Source organism: Rhizobium sp. PP-CC-3G-465, from assembly GCF_004343445.1.
GTDB lineage: Bacteria > Pseudomonadota > Alphaproteobacteria > Rhizobiales > Rhizobiaceae > Ferranicluibacter > Ferranicluibacter rubi.
Map to the genome: position 1 here is coordinate 1,117,419 of NZ_SLYH01000001.1, position 20,555 is coordinate 1,137,973.

19 protein-coding genes are annotated in these 20,555 nt (G+C 62.9%); 3 read left to right on the top strand and 16 right to left on the bottom strand.

Annotation, left to right across the window (positions count from 1 at the left end; all coding sequences use genetic code 11):
- The 8 genes from C8J33_RS05175 to dusB form a co-directional block, all read right to left on the bottom strand.
- A complete protein-coding gene (locus C8J33_RS05175) occupies positions 1 to 1,626 on the bottom strand; it encodes a phosphoethanolamine transferase (protein ID WP_132663363.1) in 1,626 nt (541 codons plus the stop codon).
- Between the two features lie 153 nt (positions 1,627 to 1,779).
- Positions 1,780 to 3,102, bottom strand: a complete 1,323-nt coding sequence (gene hflX, locus C8J33_RS05180; RefSeq protein WP_132663364.1) for a GTPase HflX — start codon at positions 3,100 to 3,102, stop codon at positions 1,780 to 1,782.
- Positions 3,103 to 3,181: 79 nt separating this feature from the next.
- Positions 3,182 to 3,424, bottom strand: a complete 243-nt coding sequence (hfq, locus tag C8J33_RS05185) for an RNA chaperone Hfq (RefSeq protein WP_018325164.1) — start codon at positions 3,422 to 3,424, stop codon at positions 3,182 to 3,184.
- A 191-nt stretch (positions 3,425 to 3,615) separates the two neighbouring features.
- Complete coding sequence (locus tag C8J33_RS05190; protein ID WP_062596507.1) at positions 3,616 to 4,980, bottom strand: sigma-54-dependent transcriptional regulator; 1,365 nt, start codon at positions 4,978 to 4,980, stop codon at positions 3,616 to 3,618.
- Positions 4,970 to 7,330 (bottom strand): sensor histidine kinase NtrY-like, encoded by a 2,361-nt coding sequence (locus C8J33_RS05195; protein ID WP_132664463.1) that lies wholly within the window; start codon positions 7,328 to 7,330, stop codon positions 4,970 to 4,972. Before C8J33_RS05195 ends, C8J33_RS05190 begins: the two co-directional genes overlap by 11 nt.
- 178 nt (positions 7,331 to 7,508) lie before the next feature.
- A complete protein-coding gene (gene ntrC, locus C8J33_RS05200) occupies positions 7,509 to 8,963 on the bottom strand; it encodes a nitrogen regulation protein NR(I) (RefSeq protein WP_092933547.1) in 1,455 nt (484 codons plus the stop codon).
- Positions 8,960 to 10,105 carry a two-component system sensor histidine kinase NtrB gene (locus tag C8J33_RS05205; protein WP_110798812.1) on the bottom strand — a complete coding sequence of 382 codons (1,146 nt, stop codon included), beginning with the start codon at positions 10,103 to 10,105 and terminating at the stop codon, positions 8,960 to 8,962. The genes ntrC and C8J33_RS05205 overlap by 4 nt, the downstream gene beginning before the upstream one ends.
- Positions 10,102 to 11,127 carry a tRNA dihydrouridine synthase DusB gene (dusB, locus tag C8J33_RS05210; protein WP_132663365.1) on the bottom strand — a complete coding sequence of 342 codons (1,026 nt, stop codon included), beginning with the start codon at positions 11,125 to 11,127 and terminating at the stop codon, positions 10,102 to 10,104. The genes C8J33_RS05205 and dusB overlap by 4 nt, the downstream gene beginning before the upstream one ends.
- Here dusB and C8J33_RS26945 point away from each other — a divergent pair.
- The 3 genes from C8J33_RS26945 (at position 11,107) to C8J33_RS05220 (ending at position 13,044) form a co-directional block, all read left to right on the top strand.
- Positions 11,107 to 11,247: a hypothetical protein gene (locus C8J33_RS26945; protein WP_165910534.1), complete on the top strand. Its 141-nt coding sequence runs from the start codon at positions 11,107 to 11,109 to the stop codon at positions 11,245 to 11,247. The genes dusB and C8J33_RS26945 overlap by 21 nt on opposite strands.
- A gap of 76 nt (positions 11,248 to 11,323) precedes the next feature.
- A complete protein-coding gene (locus C8J33_RS05215) occupies positions 11,324 to 12,532 on the top strand; it encodes a bifunctional 2-C-methyl-D-erythritol 4-phosphate cytidylyltransferase/2-C-methyl-D-erythritol 2,4-cyclodiphosphate synthase (protein ID WP_132663366.1) in 1,209 nt (402 codons plus the stop codon).
- Positions 12,529 to 13,044: a CinA family protein gene (locus C8J33_RS05220; RefSeq protein ID WP_132663367.1), complete on the top strand. Its 516-nt coding sequence runs from the start codon at positions 12,529 to 12,531 to the stop codon at positions 13,042 to 13,044. The genes C8J33_RS05215 and C8J33_RS05220 overlap by 4 nt, the downstream gene beginning before the upstream one ends.
- Here C8J33_RS05220 and C8J33_RS05225 read toward each other — a convergent pair.
- The 8 genes from C8J33_RS05225 to C8J33_RS05260 all read right to left on the bottom strand — a co-directional run bounded on the left by C8J33_RS05225 (position 13,023) and on the right by C8J33_RS05260 (position 20,554).
- Entirely contained in the window at positions 13,023 to 13,481 is a 459-nt protein-coding gene (locus C8J33_RS05225) for a type II toxin-antitoxin system RatA family toxin (protein ID WP_132663368.1), read from the bottom strand. The genes C8J33_RS05220 and C8J33_RS05225 overlap by 22 nt on opposite strands.
- Before the next feature lie 9 nt (positions 13,482 to 13,490).
- Entirely contained in the window at positions 13,491 to 14,063 is a 573-nt protein-coding gene (locus C8J33_RS05230; RefSeq protein ID WP_132663369.1) for an AAA family ATPase, read from the bottom strand.
- A gap of 27 nt (positions 14,064 to 14,090) precedes the next feature.
- Positions 14,091 to 15,134, bottom strand: coding sequence for a phytanoyl-CoA dioxygenase family protein (locus C8J33_RS05235; RefSeq protein WP_132663370.1), 1,044 nt, complete (start codon positions 15,132 to 15,134; stop codon positions 14,091 to 14,093).
- A 215-nt stretch (positions 15,135 to 15,349) separates the two neighbouring features.
- Positions 15,350 to 16,327 carry a lipoyl synthase gene (gene lipA / locus C8J33_RS05240; protein ID WP_110798805.1) on the bottom strand — a complete coding sequence of 326 codons (978 nt, stop codon included), beginning with the start codon at positions 16,325 to 16,327 and terminating at the stop codon, positions 15,350 to 15,352.
- 217 nt (positions 16,328 to 16,544) lie between these two features.
- Positions 16,545 to 17,990 (bottom strand): dihydrolipoyl dehydrogenase, encoded by a 1,446-nt coding sequence (gene lpdA / locus C8J33_RS05245; RefSeq protein ID WP_132663371.1) that lies wholly within the window; start codon positions 17,988 to 17,990, stop codon positions 16,545 to 16,547.
- A 107-nt stretch (positions 17,991 to 18,097) separates the two neighbouring features.
- A complete protein-coding gene (locus C8J33_RS05250; RefSeq protein WP_132663372.1) occupies positions 18,098 to 18,745 on the bottom strand; it encodes an SGNH/GDSL hydrolase family protein in 648 nt (215 codons plus the stop codon).
- A 68-nt stretch (positions 18,746 to 18,813) separates the two neighbouring features.
- The gene (locus C8J33_RS05255) at positions 18,814 to 19,068 is read right to left on the bottom strand and encodes a hypothetical protein (protein ID WP_110798802.1); all 255 of its coding nucleotides are present in this window, start codon (positions 19,066 to 19,068) and stop codon (positions 18,814 to 18,816) included.
- 133 nt (positions 19,069 to 19,201) lie between these two features.
- A complete protein-coding gene (locus C8J33_RS05260; protein ID WP_132663373.1) occupies positions 19,202 to 20,554 on the bottom strand; it encodes a pyruvate dehydrogenase complex dihydrolipoamide acetyltransferase in 1,353 nt (450 codons plus the stop codon).
- Position 20,555: the final 1 nt, after the last annotated feature.

Sequence of the window (20,555 nt, forward strand, 5' to 3'; positions counted from 1 at the left end):
TCAGCTTCTTGCCACGCAGGGCGCGAAAGCGTCCAGTTCGCGATTATAGACATCCGTCTGGATGTTCATCATGCCGAGCACCGTGTGAAACAGGTTATCGTGCGACATGGCCGCATCCGAATAGGCGAGAAGGCACTTCGTATCAAGCCCCATGGTCCGTGCGTAGGACGGCGAGAACCACGAGATGAAGGGAACATGGGTCTGCTCCTTCGGCGCGATCGCATAGGGCGCGCCATGGAGATAGATGCCGTTTTCTCCGAGCGATTCGCCGTGGTCAGACATATAGATCATGGCGCCGGACATCGTGTTTTCGTGCTTTGCCAGCAGTTTGGCGACACTGGCGAGGATGTGGTCGGTGTAGAGGATCGTGTTGTCGTAGGCATTGACGATCTCGTCATGCGAGCAATTCATCAGCTCGTCCGTGCGGCAGTCGGGCTTGAATCGCCGGTATTCTTCGGGATAGCGGCCGAAATAGCCGGGACCATGGCTGCCCAGCTGGTGCAGCACGATCACCGAATCGTGTTTGATCGTGGCGAGCTTGCTGTCGAGGCCATCGAGGAAGATGCCGTCGAGGCATTCGCCTTCGTGACAGAGCGGGCTGTTCTGGCGACCGTTGATCGCGGCATAGTCGATCAGCTTGGCGATGCCCTTACTGCCGGTATTGTTGTCCCACCAGGAGACGTTGACGTCGGCATGGGTGAGGACATCGACGAGGTTCTGGCGGGTGTGCGCCTTGCTCTCGCTGTATTCCGTCCGCCGGTAGCCGGAAAACATGCAGGGCAAGGATACGGCGGTTGCCGTGCCGCAGCTGGTCGTGTTGGTGAAGTTGACCACGCCGAGCGCTTTAAGTTCGGGATTGGTTTCGCGGGCATAGCCATCCAGAGAGAAGCTGGCGGCGCGTGCGGTTTCCCCCGCAACGACCACGACGACGACCGGCTTCTTCTCGGCAGCGAGCCGATCTCCCGCCCGGGCGTCCGTGCCGAAGGGGGCGACCACGGCATCGACCTCCTTATAGGCGGAGAGCGCGAACCGGACGGCCGACGACAGTGGTGCCGCAGGGTTGAAGACGTTCAGCACCTCCTTCCGCTCGCGGGCGACAAAAGCAATAGCCGCATAGTTATAACCGATGAGAACCAGCGCCACGGCGAAGGCCGGAAGGATCAGAGCGAGGTTTCGCAGGGCTTTTTGCAGGAACGGACGGTGGCGGATGCGCACGACGCCGATCATGACGGCCGGGAGAATGGCGAAAACGAGGACGTGAAGCACGAAGTGCGGCGTCAGGATGTGCCCGGCCTCCGCCCCCGTCGTGACGAAGGCACTCTCCACCATCTCCTTGTCCACGACGACGCCGTAGGTGTCGGTGAAGTAGGACGCGACACCGGCGACGAGAACGCAGAGGATCAGGACAGGCTTGATGACGTAGCGGACCGAGAGGGTCACGAGGGCGCAGATCGTCAGCAGCGATATCGCGACCGAGAAGGCTAGAAGACTCGTTTTGTTGGAGGAGAACGCTGCGGCGCTGCGACTCCAGAAGGTGGTGTTGGTGACGACGAGCAGATAGGCGGACACGATGAGGGTCAGCGGGATACTGCCGATCTCAGGTCGAGAAAACGTGGGAATTTTCAAGGGGTCACTCCCGTCAGAACGCCGGCGGGAACCCGTCAGGCTATGCTGAGGGTGTGGTAGAGCCGAAATCCTGTCGGGAAACTGTCAGGTCGCAATGCCCTGATATTAAGGGCTAGAACAGGTAAGGCGCCACGTGGCGTGGCGCCTCTTTTGCTATTCCCAGTCTTCCGCGGCTGGTTTCTGTCCCTGGCCGAGACGACGGTCGAGTTCCCCCGCCTCCGTTTCCGTCAGGCGCAGATCGAGCCGGATGGAGCCATCCTCAAGATCTTCGCGATGATCGACGATCGCATGCTCGTAAAGCCAGGGCAGAAGCTGCAGGCGATCGACGGGCAGCGTGACTGTCGTCTCCATCATCACGCCGGAGAGACGACGGTTGATTTCCTGCATGAGGGCATCGACCCCCTCGCCTGTCACGGCCGAAACGGTGATCGTATTGGGCGTGTGTACCGCCTTTTCGAGCATCGCCGCATGCGGCTCTTCCTCAAGCCGGTCGATCTTGTTCCAGACCTCCAGCAGGCGCTCGCTGCGCGCCTTCTCGTCGATGCCGAGATCTTCGAGAATGCGCTCGACGTCTTCGGACTGCGCCGCATGATCCGGGTCCGACACGTCGCGGATGTGCAGGATCAGGTCGGCCTCCAGCACCTCTTCGAGCGTCGCCCGGAATGCCGCCACGAGATGCGTCGGCAGGTCCGAGATGAAGCCGACGGTGTCGGAGAGGATGACGGTGCGGCCTTGCGGCAGCTTCATCCGGCGCAGCGTCGGATCGAGGGTCGCAAACAGCATATCCTCAGCCAGCACGCCCGCGCCGGTGATCCGGTTGAACAGCGTCGATTTGCCGGCATTGGTATAGCCGACGAGAGCGACGATGGGATGCGGCACCTTGCGGCGCTTGGAGCGGTGCAGCTGGCGCGTCCGACGCACCTGCTCCAGCTCCTTTTCCAGCTTGATGATTTTGTCCTGAAGCTGGCGGCGGTCGGCCTCGATCTGGGTTTCACCCGGACCACCCATGAAGCCCGCGCCGCCGCGCTGACGTTCAAGGTGGGTCCAGCTGCGGACCAGACGGCCCTTCTGGTAGTTAAGATGCGCCAGATCTACCTGCAACGTGCCTTCCTTGGTGGAAGCGCGACGGCCGAAGATCTCGAGAATGAGGCCCGTGCGGTCGATGACCTTGGCGTTCCATTCCTTCTCGAGATTGCGCTGCTGCACCGGTGTCAGCGGGTGATCCACGATGACGAGGCCGGCATCCTGGGTGTCCAGCAGATGGCCGATCTCTTCGATCTTGCCGCTGCCGAGCAGCGTTCCCGGCTTCGGCTGGGCGATAGGTACGACCAGCCCCTGGACGACGGACAAATCGATGGCACGCGCCAGACCGATCGTTTCCTCGAGACGCGCCTCGTCCGAGCGGATCGAATGCGGTTGCTCGGCGTGCTGCCGCCCGGTTTTTTTGACGACCGGGACGATGACCAGCGCCCGCATGTCGTCACGGTGCTTTTCGGTCTCGGGGATGATGCTGTCTGGGGTATCGTTGTGTTTTGTGATGGCTTCAGTCCGGTGTTCAGGAGGCGGATTCTTCGCTCTCGAACATCTGCATGGGCTGGCCCGGCATGATGGTCGAGATGGCGTGCTTGTAAACGAGCTGGGAATGCCCGTCGCGCCGCAGCAGCACGCAGAAATTATCGAACGAGGTAACGACGCCCGTCAGCTTGACGCCGTTGATGAGGAAGATGGTGAGAGAGATCTTCTGCTTGCGAACCGTATTGAGAAAAAGGTCCTGCAGGTTCTGAGAACGTTCCGCCATAGCGCCGCTTCTTTCTTTATTGCCGGTTCGAAATCAACCGGTTGATACGTCTGTAAATCGAGAGTTGCCCCCGCGCGCCTGCCCCTCAGACGCTGCGGAATCTGGTATCGCATCAAGGTCTCTTTCGCAATGTCGAAAAAGCCTGCGCGACGTTTCCGTGACACCGTAGGGTCCGCAGCGTTCCCTAGCTCTTACACACCGAGCGACTTCAGCTTGCGATGCAGGGCGGAACGCTCCATGCCCACGAACTCCGCCGTGCGCGAGATGTTTCCGCCGAAACGGTTGATCTGCGCGATCAGATAGTCCCGCTCGAACATTTCGCGCGCCTCGCGCAGCGGCAGCGTCATGATGTGCTGGTCGCCCTGGGCGGAGATCTTCGGCAGGCTGTCGCCCACTTCTGTCGGCAGCATGTCGGCCGAAATGACCGTGTCCGGGCCATCGGAACGCGCGAGGATCATCAGGCGCTCGATATTGTTGCGAAGCTGGCGGATATTGCCCGGCCAGCCATGCGCCTGCAGAACGGCCAGCGCATCGTCGCCGATCTTGCGCGAGCGGATGCCCGCCTGTTCGCTGATCTGGCGCATGAACATATCGACCAGGAACGGAATGTCTTCCCGGCGATCGGCAAGTGCCGGCACGCGGACGGGAATAACCGCCAGACGGTGGTAGAGATCCTCGCGGAAGGCGCCCTCGGCAATCAGGCTCTCCAGATTGTAGGCGGTCGAGGAGATGATGCGAACATCGACCTTGACCCGCTTCGAACCGCCGACGCGCTCGAACTGCTGGTCCACGAGCACGCGCAGGATCTTGTTCTGCGTCTCGCGCGGCATCTCGCCGATCTCGTCGAGATAGAGCATGCCGCCATGCGCCTCCTCCAGCGCGCCGGTCTTGCGCGGCTGGCCCGGCGTTCCCTCCGTGCCGAACAAGGCGATTTCCATGCGGTCGGGCGTGATCGCCGCAGCGTTCAGCGCCACGAAGGGGCCGGCGGCGCGGGCGGACTTCTTGTGGATCATCCGCGCCACGAGTTCCTTGCCCGAGCCGGAAGGCCCGTGGATCATGATGCGGCTGTTGGTCGGCGCAACCTTTTCGATGGTCTGGCGCAGCTGCGAGACGGCGACGGAGGTGCCGATCAGCTCCACCGGATCACCGGAGCGCTTCTTGAGTTCCGTCACTTCACGCTTCAGCTTGGAGTTTTCCAGCGCCCGCTCCGCGATCAGGATGAGGCGGTCCGCCTTGAAGGGCTTTTCGATGAAATCATAGGCACCGCGACGGATCGCCGAGACGGCGGTCTCAATGTTGCCGTGGCCGGAGATCATGACGACCGGCAGGTCCGGATGCCGGCTCTTGATCTCGTCCAGCAGGGACAGACCGTCGAGGCGACTGCCCTGCATCCAGATATCGAGGAAGACGAGGCGCGGCACGCGGTCGGAGATTGCGGCCAGCGCGCTGTCGCTGTCGAACGCCATGCGCGTCTCGTAGCCTTCGTCTGACAGGATGCCGGAGACGATCTCGCGAATGTCCTGTTCGTCGTCTACAACCAGAATATCAGCGGCCATCGGTCAGTTCCTTGCTTTGTCTGTCGTCGTCTTTGTGTTCCGCATCGGCGGAGCCCGTTCGTTTCGCATCAGGGCCCAATAACTCTGGGGGCGGACCAGCGATAACCGGGCGGTTTCGCTCCGCCTCTGCAATGATCGCCGGAGGCAGGATGATGCGGATCATCGCGCCGTGGCCCTGGTCGAAATCAGCCGGTGCGTCGTGCAGTTCGAGGTGTCCGCCGTGGTCCTCGATGATCTTCTTGACGATGGCGAGCCCGAGGCCGGTGCCTTTCTCGCGCATCGTCATGTAGGGTTCGAGGATCCGGTGACGGTTCTCGGTCGGCAGGCCTTTGCCGTTGTCGATGATATCGACCACGTAAGTGCCGCTCTTCTCGTTCAGACGCGAGCGGATCATGATCTTCGGCTCGTCGCGTTCTGCATCGGCGGGCAGCGACTCGATCGATTCGACCGCATTCTTGATGATGTTCCCGAAGGCCTGCCCCAGCATGCGGCCGTCGAACGAGCCATCCAGAGCATCATCGCCGAAATCGCGGATGAACTGGATGTCGCTCGTACCCATTTCCCGCAGGAAAACGGCATCCTTCAGGATCGCGCGGAGGTCGGAGCGCTCCTTCGTCGGCTTCGGCATGCGGGCAAAGGACGAGAATTCATCGACCATGCGGCCGATATCCTCGACTTGGCGAACGATCGTGTCGGTGCACTGGTCGAAAACGGCCCGGTCGTCCGGGTTGATCTGCTTGCCGTAGCGGCGCTTCAGACGCTCGGCCGAGAGTTGGATCGGGGTCAGCGGGTTCTTGATTTCATGCGCGATGCGGCGGGCGACGTCGGCCCAGGCGGTCGAGCGCTGGGCGATGACGAGATCGGTGATGTCATCGAGCGTAATGACGTAGGATTCGGCCGTATCGGTCGCCTCCTCGCGGGTCACCTGAACGTTCAGCGTGCGCTCCTTGCCGTTGCGCATGATGTTGATCTGCTTGCGGAAGTCGTTTCGTGGCCTCGATATCGCCTCGGTCAGCACATCATCGATCTCGGGGGCCACATCCGCCAGCCGCTCACCGACGATGTCGAGGGTCGGACGAGAGAGGAAGACCTCCGTCGAGGGGTTGGCGATGGTGATGCGGCGATCGTCCTCGACGCCGATGACGGCCGCCGTCACGCCGGACAGCACGGCCTCGATGAAGCGCCGGCGGTTGTCCATCTCGTCCTTCGCCTCGAGCAGCTGATGCTGTTGAGTGCGAATCTCTACGATCATCTTGTTGAAGGTGCGCGAGAGACTGCCGACATCGCCATCGACCGCGTGAACGGGTACGACGACGTTGAGGTTGCCCGAGGCAACGCTGTCGGCGGCGCCGATCAACAGGCGGATGGGGCGCACGATCCGGTCCGCAACCGCAATCGCCGCCCAGATCGCCGCGAGCAGGACGATAAGCGCGAAGCCGAGATAGAGGACCCCGAAGGCCACCTGAAGCGAGGTGCGGCCGGCGGCGAGGTTACGGTATTCTGCAACGTTCTCCTCCATCAGCCGCATCGAGTTCATCACCTTGGGATCGACGGTGCGAACGGTGTAGAGATAGGCCCCGGCAATATTGTCGAGTGGAATGATGGCGCCGACGAGATTGGTTATGCCGGGCGGGATGAGCGTTGGCTGGCCCGAGACCGTGCTTGCCAGAGCATCGACCGGGATGGCCGGCAGGGGCCGGTCGGTCGGGATGTTGGCCTGCAGGATCGCCGAGCCGTCCGCCCGCACGAGGAACGCACCGAGCATGCCGCGCGCCCGCGCCTGCCGGGTCATCAGATCCACGAAACCGGTGCGATCGAGACTGTAGAGCTGGCGATTGCGCTCAAGGTCGGTTGCCATCGACGCCGTTTGCCCCTGCAGATAGCTCGCGTTCTCCAGCACATAGGCCTGCGCGACATCGATGGAGGACCGCACGATCGCCTGCGTTCGCAACGAGAACCAGCGATCAAGCCCGACATCGAGCGTGATCGAGGCGAAGATGGCAACGAGAATGGCGGGCGTGATGGCGACGATGGAAAACAGCGCGACGATGCGGACATGCAGCCGCGCGGCCGCCCTGCCCTTGCTGCGGGCTCGCAGCAGCCGCATGATCTCGCGGCCGATCAGGTAGATCAGGCCGATGACGAACAGCGCGTTGATCGCCGCGGAGGCTATGACGATATTGGTTTCGGGCTTGATCGGCGTCAGGCCGAGCAGCACCAGCAGGGAAATCATCGCGCAGGCCAGCGCACCGGAGGCCAGCACGAGGCCCGGCAGAGCGAAGGCGGCGCGGCGATCCGTGCCGTTGCCCGCCTCGTCCTTTGCCAATGGCAGTATCAGCCCTTCGGCCATGCGTATTCCACCCATTGACGGCATCCGGCAAGAACCGGTCCCGCTCGTCCGGGGATCTCAGCGACCCCGGACCTCGCCCGATGACCATGAGGCCGAACACTGCCTTACGGACGATTCGGTTCTCATGTGTCATCCAAGCAACACAATGTGGCGTAAATGCAACGGTCGGTAAAGGGTGTCAAGCGTTCCGCGAGCTGCGATAGACGGAGACGCCCAGTTCCCGGATCTTCTTGCGCAACGTATTGCGGTTGAGGCCGAGGAGATCGGCAGCCTTGATCTGGTTGCCGCGGGTCGCCGTAAGGGCTGCGAGGATCAGCGGATATTCCATTTCCGCCAGCACGCGGTCGTAGAGACCGGAGGGCGGCAGGCCGTCGCCGAAACCTGCGAAATATTGGCGCATGTTCTCCTCGACCGCCTGGGAGATCGACATCGGCCCGGACCGTCCGCTTGCCTTTTCGATCGGGCTGTCGGGAATGTCGGAGCGCAGCTCGCTCTCGATGATCTCGCGACTGATGACCTCCTGCGGATAGAGCGCCGTCAGGCGTCGCACGACGTTCTCCAGCTCGCGCACATTGCCCGGCCAGGGGTGGGACTTCATCAGTTCCAGCGCTTCCTGTTCGAAGCGTTTGACGTCGAGCCCTTCCTTCTCCGCCATCTGCACGAAGTGGCGAACGAGATCGGGAATATCCTCCGCCCGGTCGCGCAGCGGCGGCAGGCGCAGGGGCACGACATTGAGGCGGTAGTAGAGATCCTCGCGGAAGAGCCCCTGGTTGATCGACTGTTTCAGGTCCTTGTTGGTCGCCGCGACGATCCGGACGTCGGAACGGATTGGCGTGCGCCCGCCAACCGTCGTATATTCCCCCTGCTGCAGAACGCGCAGAAGCCGGGTCTGGGCATCCATCGGCATGTCGCCGATTTCATCGAGAAACAGCGTCCCGCCCTCGGCCTGCTCGAAGCGGCCGGTGGACCGGTTCTGCGCGCCGGTGAAGGCACCTTTCTCGTGGCCGAAGAGTTCCGACTCGATCAGGTCACGCGGAATGGCGGCCATGTTGATCGCGACGAAGGGGCCGTTGCGGCGTTTGCCGTAGTCATGCAGCGCCCGCGCCACCAGCTCCTTGCCGGTCCCCGATTCGCCGGTGATCATCAGCGTCAGGTCCGTCTGCATGAGACGGGCGAGCACGCGGTAGATTTCCTGCATGGCGGCGGAGCGGCCGACCAGGGGCATGCCGTCCTGCGTGTCGTCGTCCATCTTCGCCGGCTTGCGCTTGGGTTCCGCCAGAGCGCGGCCAATGATGGCGACGAGTTCGGTCAGGTCGAAGGGCTTCGGCAGGTAGTCGTAGGCGCCCTTTTCCGACGCCTTGATGGCGGTCATGAAGGTGTTCTGCGCGCTCATGACGAGCACGGGCAGCTCCGGCCGGGCCTTCTTGATGCGCGGCAGCAGGTCGAACGCGTTTTCATCCGGCATGACGACATCGGTCAGCACCAGATCGCCATCGCCCGCCGAAATCCAGCGCCAGAGGGTCGCGGCATTGGAGGTGATGCGGACGTCGTACCCGGCGCGGCTGAGCGCCTGGTTCAGCACGGTGCGGATGGCTGCGTCGTCGTCGGCAACGAGAATCGTGGCGCCAGTCATCGGGTCTTCCCTTTTACAGCAATGGGTTCGGGGTCCTCGGCGGTCGGTCCCTTCGACGCAGGCATGAGGACGCGGAATGTCGTACGGTTGGTCTGGCTGTCACATTCGACGATACCGCCGTGACCGCCGATGATCTTCGCCACGAGCGCAAGGCCAAGGCCCGAGCCGTTGGTCTTGGTGGTGATGAAGGGGTCGAACAGGTGCGGCACGAGATCGGATGGCACGCCCGGACCGTTGTCATGCACGCAGAACTCGAGCGGCAGCGAGATCTTCTCGCGTGTGCCGGCGACCGACAGGCGGATGCCGGGTCGATAGGCTGTGGTCAGCATGATCTCGCCATCCGGCTTGTCGCCGATCGACTCTGCAGCGTTCTTCACAAGGTTGAGGAACACCTGCACCAGCTGGTCGCGATTGGCATAGACCGGCGGCAGCGAAGGGTCGTAATTCTCGGTGATGCGGATGCGACGGGCAAAGCCCGCCCGCGCCACGGCCTTCACATGGTCAAGGATGGAGTGGATGTTGACCGGATGCCGGTCCACGGGGCGCTCGTCGGAGAACACTTCCATACGGTCGACCAGCGAGACGATGCGGTCGGTCTCGTCGCAGATCAGCCGGGTCAGCGCCCGGTCCTCGTCATTGACGGAGCTTTCCAGCAACTGGGCGGCGCCGCGAATGCCGGATAGCGGGTTCTTGATTTCGTGCGCCAACATGGAAGCAAGCCCCGTGACCGACCGGGCGGCGGCGCGGTGCGTCAACTGCCGGTCGATCTTGTCGGCCATCGAGCGTTCCTGGAAGACGATGACGACGCAGCCGGGTTCAGACAGCACGGGCGCGACGTAGAGATCCACCAGCTTGTCGGCCCCCAGTCGCGGCGACGACAGGTCGACCCGGTACTCGTTGACCGCTGCCTTGCGCTCTCGCACCTGCTCGATCAGCGTCAGCAGCGGGCTGCCGAAGGGAATGAAGGTGCTGATATCGTGGCGGGCCAGATAGTTGGCGCTGGCGCCGAAGAAGGCCTCTGCCTCCCAATTGGCGAAGGTTACCAGCCCGCTCTGGTTGACGAGGACCACCGGGTTCTGGATCGCGTTCAGCACCGCCATCGGCAACACGCTCTTTGTGTCGTCGGTTATTTTGCCGCTCATGCCGCCATCGTCCTTTCAACCGCTGTCTCGCCATCCCGAAGAAGCTCGAGAAGACCCGATAGCGCCGCCTTGTGATCCGTCGCCGTCAACACGGACGCCTTTCGATGCCCGGGGGCATCGGGCGCGAACCGCTCGATATACCAGCCGAGATGTTTTCGCGCATGCCGAACACCCGTCTCCATGCCGTAGAAGGCGAGCATCATCTCGTAATGTTCTGAAATGACATCGAGACGCGCCTGCCCTTCCGGCGCGGCGCAGGCACCGGCGAGAACGCCCGCATGCCATGGCCGCCCCTGGCATGCCCGTCCGGTCATGACCGCGTCGGCGCCCGAGCGCTTCAGAATTTCGGTCGCATCGTCGAGCGTCGTAACGTCGCCATTGGCAACCAGCGGCAGGGACACCGCATCGCGCACGGCGCGGATCGCATCCCAGTCTGCCTGCCCCTTGTAGAATTGCATGCGCGTGCGCCCGTGGATCGTCACCATACGGATGCCGACCGCCTCGGCGCGGCGGGCGATCTCGGGTGCGTTCATCGTCGTCTCGTCCCAGCCGAGTCGCATCTTCAACGTCACGGGAATATCGACGGCGCGGACCGTCGCCTCGATCAGCGACAGCGCATGGTCCGGATCGCGCATCAGCGCCGAACCGGAATAGCCGCCGGTGACCTTCTTTGCAGGGCATCCCATATTAATGTCGATAACGTCGGCACCATTCCCGGCCGCGATCTTGGCAGCTTCCGCCATCCAGTGCGCCTCGCGTCCGGCCAGCTGCACCATATGCGGCGTGATGCCTGCATTTTTCAGCCGCGCCCAGCTCTCGCCCGCATTGCAAGCCAGCTCGCGGCTTGCTACCATTTCTGTCACGACGAGGCCTGCGCCATAGCGCCATGCCAGCTGACGGAACGGCAAATCGGTCACGCCGGACATGGGCGCAAGCACCACGCGGTTTCGAAACGACATCCCTTCGATCGCGAAGGGCGATGACAATGTCGGAAGATGCAAGTGATTATCTTTCAGGCACATGAATTTTCTGCACTATTTTTAGACATAGATATCGCCATTGCCAAGCGCTTTCACGCGACATCCGTAAATTTCCTCATTCGCCTGCCAGCTTCGCTGGCAAAGCCCATCGGCGCGGGTTAAACGCGCTCACACGGACCGCGCGGCACCCTCTCGCCGAGCGGCAGTTCAGGGCAGGCATGGAGGCGTCTTACAGCAGATGCAAAGAGAACGCGAACTTTCATGCGGTGTCGTCATCGTCGCAGCGGGACGCGGCGAGCGGGCCGGTGCCTCGACCGAAGGTCCGAAGCAGTATCGCCGGATCGGCGGACGCCCTGTTATCGCCTGGACCATCGATGCCGTCTCGGACTGGGGCAAGGCCGGCCCCGTCGTTGTCGTGATCCATCCCGATGACGTAACCCTCCTCGATTCCGCGCTCTTGGCCTGCCGCCTTCGACCCGACATCACCATCGTTCACGGCGGCGCAACGCGGCAGGCTTCGGTGCTCGCCGGTCTGAGAGCCCTCGCCGATCTCGGGGCTGCCTATGCCCTCATTCAGGATGGGGTGCGGCCTTTCATCGAGCCCGACCTGCTCAACCGGTGCCTCGACAAACTTACCGCCGGCTTCAATGCCGTGCTTCCGGCGATCCCGGTCACCGACACGCTCAAGCGCGCCTATGCCTCCGGCGACGTGTTGGAAACCGTATCGCGCGATCGGCTGTTCGCCGCACAGACCCCGCAATGCTTTGCCCTTCCCGATATTCTAAAAGCCCACGAAGCAGCGGCCATTTCCGGACGCTCAGACTTTACCGATGACGCCTCGATCGCCGAATGGGCCGGGTTGCCGGTTGCCCTCGTCGAGGGTTCGGCGGACAATGTGAAACTGACGACCCGACAGGACCTTGCAATGGCAGACGAGAAACTGAACGGACGGACGATCGATGTGCGAACCGGCAACGGCTACGATGTGCACCAGCTGGTGCCCGGCGATGGCGTCACGCTCTGCGGCATCTTCCTGCCCCACGACCAATCGCTGCTCGGCCATTCCGATGCCGACGTCGCGCTGCATGCGCTGACGGATGCTCTGCTCGCCACCTGCGGCGCCGGCGATATCGGCGATCACTTCCCGCCCTCCGACAACAGGTGGAAGGGCGCGGCATCGCGGATCTTCCTCGAACACGCAGCAGGCATCGTGCGGGAGCATGGCGGCGTCGTCATGAATGCGGATATCTCACTCATCGCCGAAGCGCCGAAGATCGGTCCGCATCGCGAAGCCATGCGGCAGGCGCTGTCCGACATGCTCGGAATTTCGCTCGACCGCTGTTCGGTCAAGGCGACCACCAATGAGAAAATCGGCTTCGTCGGTCGGCGCGAAGGGATCGCAGCGATCGCCACGGCGACGGTCAGCTTCCCCGGAGGTTTCCAATGAGCCTCTGGCCCGACGACATCCGGCAGTCTGCCGAAAACCTGCTCGAAAGCTTCGTCGCGAAGGGATGGCTGGTGGCTACCGCCGAATCCTGTACGGGCGGAATGATCGCCGGCGCGCTCACGGAAATTCCGGGCTCGTCCCGTGTGGTCGATCGCGGTTTCGTCACTTATTCGAACGCGGCAAAGATAGACATGCTCGGCGTCAGCCCGGCCACGCTCGACCAGTTCGGCGCCGTCTCGCGGGAAACAGCGCTGGAGATGGTCCGAGGCGCCCTGATGCAATCGAAAGCGGAAGCGGCCGTGGCTGTGACCGGCGTTGCCGGACCGGGCGGCGGTTCGGAAGAAAAGCCGGTCGGCCTCGTGCACATCGTCGCCGCCACACGCCGTGGCGTCATCCTGCATCGCGCCATGCACTATGGCGAGATCGGCCGCGAAGAGGTGCGGCTTGCGACCGTCCGGACGTCACTCGACATGCTTCAGGCGCTTGCCGATCAGGCGGTAGCGCCGGCATAGACCGTGTCGGCGCGCTTTTCGAAGGCTTCGGCAAAGAGCCGGAAGGCCCTGTCGAACATCGAGCCCATCAGCGCGCCGAGAATGCGGTTCTTGAATTCGTAGTCGATGTAGAAATGGACCGAGCAGCCGCCGTCCGGCGCCGGTTCGAACGTCCATCGATTGTCGAGATAGCGGAAGGGGCCGTCGATATACTTGACCTCGATCTTATGCTCCGCCTGGTTCAGAAGCACCTGCGTCGTGAAGGTCTCGCGGATCGCCTTGTAGCCGACAGTCATGTCGGCCAGAAGCAGCTCCTTGCCATCACGCTCCTTGCGTGTCCGCACGGTCAGCGCTTCGCAGAGCGGCAGGAATTTCGGGTAGGACTCGACGTCGGCAACAAGGTCGAACATCTGGTCGGGGGAGTGCTTCACCAAGCGTCTGGTTTCGAACTTCGGCATGAGACGCAGTTAGTCGGCGGCGGAGACAAGATCAAGAAGGCGGGCAACGTCGCGGCGTGTTTTCATCGTGAAAATCGCCACATGCGGCCCGTGTAACGCGATCTCGCGCTCGATCAGCGGAACGACGTTTCGCTCGAACCTCCAGATATAGGTTAGGAATTCGCGGTCCGGGAACTGCTCCGGGCAGCTCGGTGCCATATCCGGGCGAACGCGGCCGAAGCTCGTCATCACCCGGCGAAAGACGCTGAGCAGGCAGAGCCAACGCGGCAGGCGCAACCAGAGCACGACCTCGGTGCGAGGCATGCGCAGGTGAAAGGTCGACGGCCCCGTGCCGTCCATGATCCAGCGTTCGGCCGCCACGGCCTCCAAAATGAGGGCACGTTCCTCGGCCTTGTCGCGTTTCTTCCAGCCCGGAAGCCAGAAGAAGGCCTTGTCCATCGAGATATGGGGCAGATCGAGCCGCTGGCCGAGAGCCCTCGCGAGCGTCGTCTTGCCGCCGCCCGAGCAGCCGATGACGGAGATGCGGTTTGCGCGGGAGACGGCGGCGGCGGCCTCCGCAACGGTCTTGAGGGCATGCGGCATTCCGTATCTCCCCCAACGTGACGGGTGTCAGCTGCCGGGCGGTCTCTCCCGGGCCTTGACGGCACCGACAGGCCGCCAGATCAGCCGCTGAAGTTTTAGTTTAACCAGCCAGTCCTCGAAATACCAGGAGATGACCTCTTTGCGACCGCTGACATAGGGGAGCTTCGCGCTGTCGAGGCCGATGAAGGGCAGGAAGGGATTGGGTCGCTGCGAGGCATAGAGTTCGACGCGAATGGAACGGCGTGCGGAATGGCCGCGTGCGTGGAAGCCAAAGGTATCGCCCACCACCAGCGTATTGGCAGGCACCGCAAACCGCGTCGGCTGCGGCAGACGGAGCAGCTTCAGGGCAGAGAGAGGAATGCGGAACGCCCCACCTCCCCGCCGCTCCGCTGCCAGCACGCTCTGCCGCTTGTGCCAGGCGAGACGACGCGGCGTCAGCTTGTGCGAGCCGGCGACATAGGTGAAAGGCCCCTCGTCTTCCGGCACATCGTAGAGGAAGTACCAGGCCTTGGCCGTCGAGTGAAACGTGTCCATGTGAAGGTCGGTTTGCGGATCCTTGCCGCCCTTGGAGACGGAGGGTTCGCCGAAGATCGTCTGGATGCTGAGAACGGGTTCGACGTCGAAACCGCCGACATAGCGGATAGGCCCGGTCCAGCGTTCGTCCTTGAGAAAGGCTGCAAGGGTGGGCGCGTGCTGGAGAACGTCGGGCGTCAGGGGAATGCGCCGCGTTATCGCGCCGCCTTCTCGCATCTCGCGCGCGGGTGCCTGCAAGGCCTCGACCTCCGCCACGAGGGTCCGGAACTGGCTGTCATCCAGCAGATTGCGGCGCTCGATGTAGCCGTTCTCCGCGAAGAAATCCCGCTCCACCGGCGTCACGAGGTGTGCCAGCCGCTTACGCCGCCATTCCGTTACCCGGGCTGCGGCCTTCACCCGCCAGACATGCAAGCCTTTGCGGTTCAGGCGTTCGTTCCCGAGGACGTCGTTCTTGAAGTCCTTGCGGCCGGTGACGATCTGAAGTGTGTGGAGCGGCGCCAGCGCCATGCGGCCCAGGCGCTGGCCAAGACGTCGCATTCGGCCGGTCCCCGGCTTCCCCTTAACCGACATGTCCATCTGACCGACTCCGTGCCCAAATGCGTATCGCGTAAGTCTACACGAACATTTTCAGCAGGGAAATGGACGATCAAAGGCTCATGCCAAACGGCATCGCTGGCACAATCAACATCGGCTAGCTTCCGCACGGGGGTACGGCTGTCCAGCCCGTCACGGCATCGCTGCGGACGCGACCTTTACTCCGCCGCGAGCAGCACCTTCTTCTCGCGTGCGGCCCGCAGGCGGGCGAAATCGTCACCCGCGTGGTGCGAGGAGCGGGTCAGTGGGCTTGAGGCCACCATGAGGAAGCCCTTGGTATAGGCGACGGTCTCGTAGGACTTGAACTCCTCCGGCGTGACGAAGGCTTCGACCTTGTGGTGCTTGCGGGTCGGCTGCAGGTACTGGCCGATGGTGAGGAAATCGACATCGGCCGTGCGCAGGTCGTCCATCAACTGCAGCACTTCGTTCCGCTCTTCGCCGAGGCCGACCATGATGCCGGACTTGGTGAACATGGTGGGGTCCAGCTCCTTCACGCGCTGCAGCAGGCGGACGGAGTGGAAGTAACGGGCGCCAGGACGAACGGTCAGGTAGTTGCCCGGCACGGTCTCCATGTTGTGGTTGAAAACATCGGGTTTGGCCGCAACGACACGCTCCAGCGCGCCGGGCTTCTTCAGGAAGTCGGGCGTCAGGATCTCGATGGTCGTTTCTGGCGAAGCTGCACGGATCGCCCAGATGACCTTCTCGAAATGCTCGGCGCCGCCATCCGGCAGATCGTCGCGGTCGACCGAGGTGATGACCACGTGCGACAGGCCCATCTGCCGAACAGCCTTGGCGACGTTTTCCGGCTCTGCCATGTCTAGCGCATTCGGCTTGCCTGTCGCGACGTTGCAGAAGGCGCAGGCGCGGGTACAGATCTCGCCCATGATCATGAAGGTCGCGTGCTTTTTTTCCCAGCACTCGCCGATGTTCGGGCAGCCCGCTTCCTCACAGACCGTCACGAGCTTATGCGAGCGCACGAGATCGCGCGTCTCGTGATAGCCCTTGGAGGTCGGGGCTTTCACCCGAATCCATTCCGGCTTGCGCAGCATCTCCGTGTCGGGCTTGTGGGCCTTTTCGGGATGACGCACGCGCGGCGCTTCATTCGCGTTCTGGGTCCTGTCGAGAATGGTGACCATAGGTCCGATCTTTCTTCCCGCTTCCGCCCGTCCGTGGGGCCGGACAAGCCATCAGCTTCTCGTGCTCGTCTTCCCGTCCACAAGCTTTCCGCCTGCCCGCAAAGACGTTCGAGCCGGCGACACCGCCCGCTCCTGCTGTCTGCCGGTCCGCCAAAAGCGGACCGATCCACGCGTCTAACCTCAGATGCGACCGCGCGCATCCGACGTCAAGTCACGATCAGGCGTTGAGGGCCCGACCATAGGCGTCGAGCACGCTTTCCTTCATCGTTTCCGAAATCGTCGGATGCGGGAAGATGGTGTGCATCAGGTCTTCCTCGGTCGTCTCGAGGTTCATGGCGACGACGAAGCCCTGGATGAGCTCCGTCACTTCCGCGCCGACCAAGTGGGCACCGATCAGCTCGCCGGTCTTCTTGTCGAAGATGGTCTTGACCATGCCCTGGTCTTCGCCGAGCGCGATCGCCTTGCCGTTGGCAACGAAGGGGAAGCGGCCGACGCGGATCTCGCGGCCTTCCGCCTTGGCCTTGGCTTCCGTCAAACCGACGGAGGCGACCTGCGGGTTGCAATAGGTGCAGCCGGGGATCTTCAGCTTGTCCATCGGATGGACGTTCGGCAGGCCGGCGATCTTCTCGATGCAGATGACCGCTTCATGCTCGGCCTTATGCGCGAGCATCGGCGGACCGGCAACGTCGCCGATCGCATAGAGGCCGGGTACGTTGGTCTTGCCGTAGCCATCGATGACGATGCAGCCGCGGTCGGTCTTCACGCCCAGCGCTTCGAGGCCGAGGTTCTCGATGTTGCCGACGACGCCGACGGCCGAGATCATGCGGTCGGCCGTGATCTTCTCGATCGTGCCATCCTTTTTCTCGACATGCGCGGTGATGCTGTCGGCGCCCTTCTCGACCTTGGAAACCTTGGCTTCCAGAAGGATCTTCATGCCCTGCTTGTCGAACTGCTTCTTGGCGAAGGCCGAGATCTCGGCATCCTCGACCGGCATGACCTGACCGAGCACTTCGACGACCGTCACATCGACGCCCATCGTGCGGTAGAAGGAGGCGAACTCGATACCGATGGCGCCGGAGCCCATGACCAGCAGCGACTTCGGCATCTGCTCGGGCTTCATCGCCTCGAAATAGGTCCAGATCAACTTGCCGTCCGGCTCGATGCCGGGGAGTGCGCGAGGACGGGCGCCGGTGGCAATGATGATGTGCTTGGCGGTGTAGGTGCCCTCGCCCAGCGTGTTCTTCGGGATCGGGCCCTGCGGCTGAACGATCGGCTTGGTGATCGGGCCGACGACGATCTCGCCGGGCTTCGTCAGCTTTGCCTCACCCCAGATGATATCGACCTTGTTCTTCTTCATCAGGAAGCCGACACCGCCATTCATGCGCTCGGCGATGCCGCGCGAGCGGGCGACGATGGCCTTGAGGTCCGGCGAGATCGTGCCTTCGAGCTTCAAGCCATAATTCTTCGCATGCTGGGCACTGTGGAGCACGTCGGCCGAGCGCAGAAGCGCTTTTGTCGGGATGCAGCCCCAGTTGGAGCAGATGCCGGCCAGATGCTCGCGCTCGACGACGGCCACCTTCATGCCCAGCTGCGCCGCGCGGATCGCCGCGATATAGCCACCCGGGCCGGAGCCGATGATGATGACGTCGTAATTCTGAGCCATGCCTTGCGTTTCCTGTTTTCGCGGCGCGCTTGAGCGCTGCCGTTCTGTATCTTTGTTACGACCGCATTGTCCCGCGGCGAAGCAAAGAGGCTTCGCCTGGACATGCTTTAAAGGCCGAGCATCACACGGACGATCGGCTCGAGGCCGCGTCCGATCGCTCTTGTATTCTCCGCATCGAGATGGATGCCGTCGATGGGTGTGGTCTTCGCCACAGATCCCGCATCGAAAAATCCGCAGCCCGTTTCATCGGCAAGATCCGCATAAAGCGAGGCGAGCATGGCCGATTGCTCGCGCGCACCGGCAAACATCGCCGCGAACGCCGCATTTGCTGTTTCGCAAGCCGCTGGCGGCGCGACGATCAGGATCTCCGGCGCCTCGGCGTCGAACGACCATGCATGGTGCCGGACGAGTTCGATGAGCCGTTCCACGCCCTGTACCGCGCCGAAGGCCGTGCCGTGCACGACGGGCTTCATATCATTGGTGCCGAGCAGGATGATCACGAGATCGATCGGATCATGGCTGTGCAGCACGGTCGGCAGGATGCGCGCGCCATTCCGGTCCGCATCCGCCAGATGATCGTCATAGGCGGTCGTCCGACCATTCAAACCTTCAGCGATGACATGAACGCCCTCGCCCAGCGCATTGCCGAGCACCGTAGGCCAACGATCCTCGAGCGCATGCCGCCCGGGTGCCGCCGCATCGTAACCCCAGGTGAGGCTGTCGCCGTAGCAGAGGACTGTTCTGGTGTTACTCATCGTCCGTCATTCCTGCGCCGCCAGATGGCCTGTCGAGCCTGAGCGGCAGATATGCCCGCCGCGGCTCCCTATTGGCCGTTCGTCAGTTTCTCGACCTTGCGTTCCAGCTCGAAAATCCGTTCCTCGAAATCCCCGGTCACGAATTTCGACATCATCGTATCGGCGGTCAAAGCCTGCCGAATGGTTTTCTGGCCGCTCTCCAGCTTGTCCAGACGCTGCCGCACCTCTAAAAATTCTACCCGCATCTCTGCGAATTGTTTCTGAATTTCACCGCGCATCTCACGCAGCAGAGGTATGATCATGCCTTCCGGTTCATTCGCCATCGACGATCTCCTTCACACCCATCCATTGTACCAGCATGCTCTGATATGGCGAGGCCATAGCCAAATGTCACGGGGATGCACGATGAAACAGGTGAGAAGGTCCTCCCCGTGAAGGGAGGACCAGACGTGTGGGTTACACCAGCATGCCCATCGGGTTCTCGATGTAGCGCTTGAAGGCGCCCAGCAGTTCGGCACCCAGGGCTCCGTCCACCGCGCGGTGGTCGGTGGAGAGGGTGACCGTCATGACGGTGGCGATCTTCATTTCGCCCTTCTTCGCGACAACCCGCTCCTCGCCTGCACCGATCGCAAGGATCGTCGCATGCGGCGGGTTGACGACGGCGGCGAAGTTCTTGACGCCCATCATGCCCATGTTGGAAACGGCTGTGGTGCCGCCCTGATATTCCTCGGGCTTCAACTTGCGGCCCTTGGCGCGGGCACCCAGGTCCTTCATCTCGTTGGAGATGGCCGACAGGCTCTTCAGCTCGGCGGAGCGGACGATGGGGGTGATGAGACCGCCCGGGATCGACACGGCAACGCCGACATCGGCGTGCTTGTGCTTGACCATGTTGGTCTCGGTCCAGGAGACGTTCGCGTCCGGAACATCGCGCAGTGCCAACGCAAGCGCCTTGATGACCATGTCGTTGACCGACAGCTTGTAGGCTGGCTTGCCGTCCTTTTCAGGGGAAGCGGCGTTCAGCTGCGCGCGCAGCGACAGGAGGGCATCCAGCTCGCAATCCACGGAGACGTAGAAGTGCGGGATGGTCTGCTTGGATTCCTGCAGGCGCTTGGCAATCGTCTTGCGCATGCCGTCATGCGGCACGAGGTCGTAGGAACCCTCGGCGAAGTTCTTGAGAACCTGCTCGTCGGATAGGCCCTTCGGTGCCGCGGCCGGAGCAGCCGCCGTTGTCGGAGTTGCGGACGGCGCGGGAGCCGCCTTGCCGGTACCGCCGGCAACAGCCTTTTCGACGTCGCTCTTGATGACGCGGCCTTTCGGACCCGTGCCGGTGACGGCGGAGAGGTCCAAACCGGCTTCCTTGGCAAGGCGACGGGCGAGCGGCGAGGAGAAGACGCGCTTGTCGCCGTCCGTCTTCGCAGCCGCCGGGGCCTGTGCCTGGGGTGCGGATGCCGTCTTCTCTGCAGCAGGCGCTTCCGCCTTTGCCGGCTCGGCATCGGCCTTGGCAGGCTGAGCCTCGGCCTTCGGCGCGGACGCGCCGCTACCCGAAGCAGCAGCGCCGACATCCTCGCCATCGACGGCGAGGATCGCGATCAGGGCATTGACCTTGACGCCTTCGGTGCCAGCGGGAACGACGAGCTTGGCGACGACGCCTTCATCGACGGCCTCGACTTCCATCGTCGCCTTGTCGGTTTCGATCTCGGCAATGACGTCGCCGGACTTGACGGTGTCGCCTTCTTTTACGAGCCATTTGGCAAGGTTGCCTTCCTCCATGGTCGGAGAAAGCGCGGGCATGGTGATGTTGATCGGCATG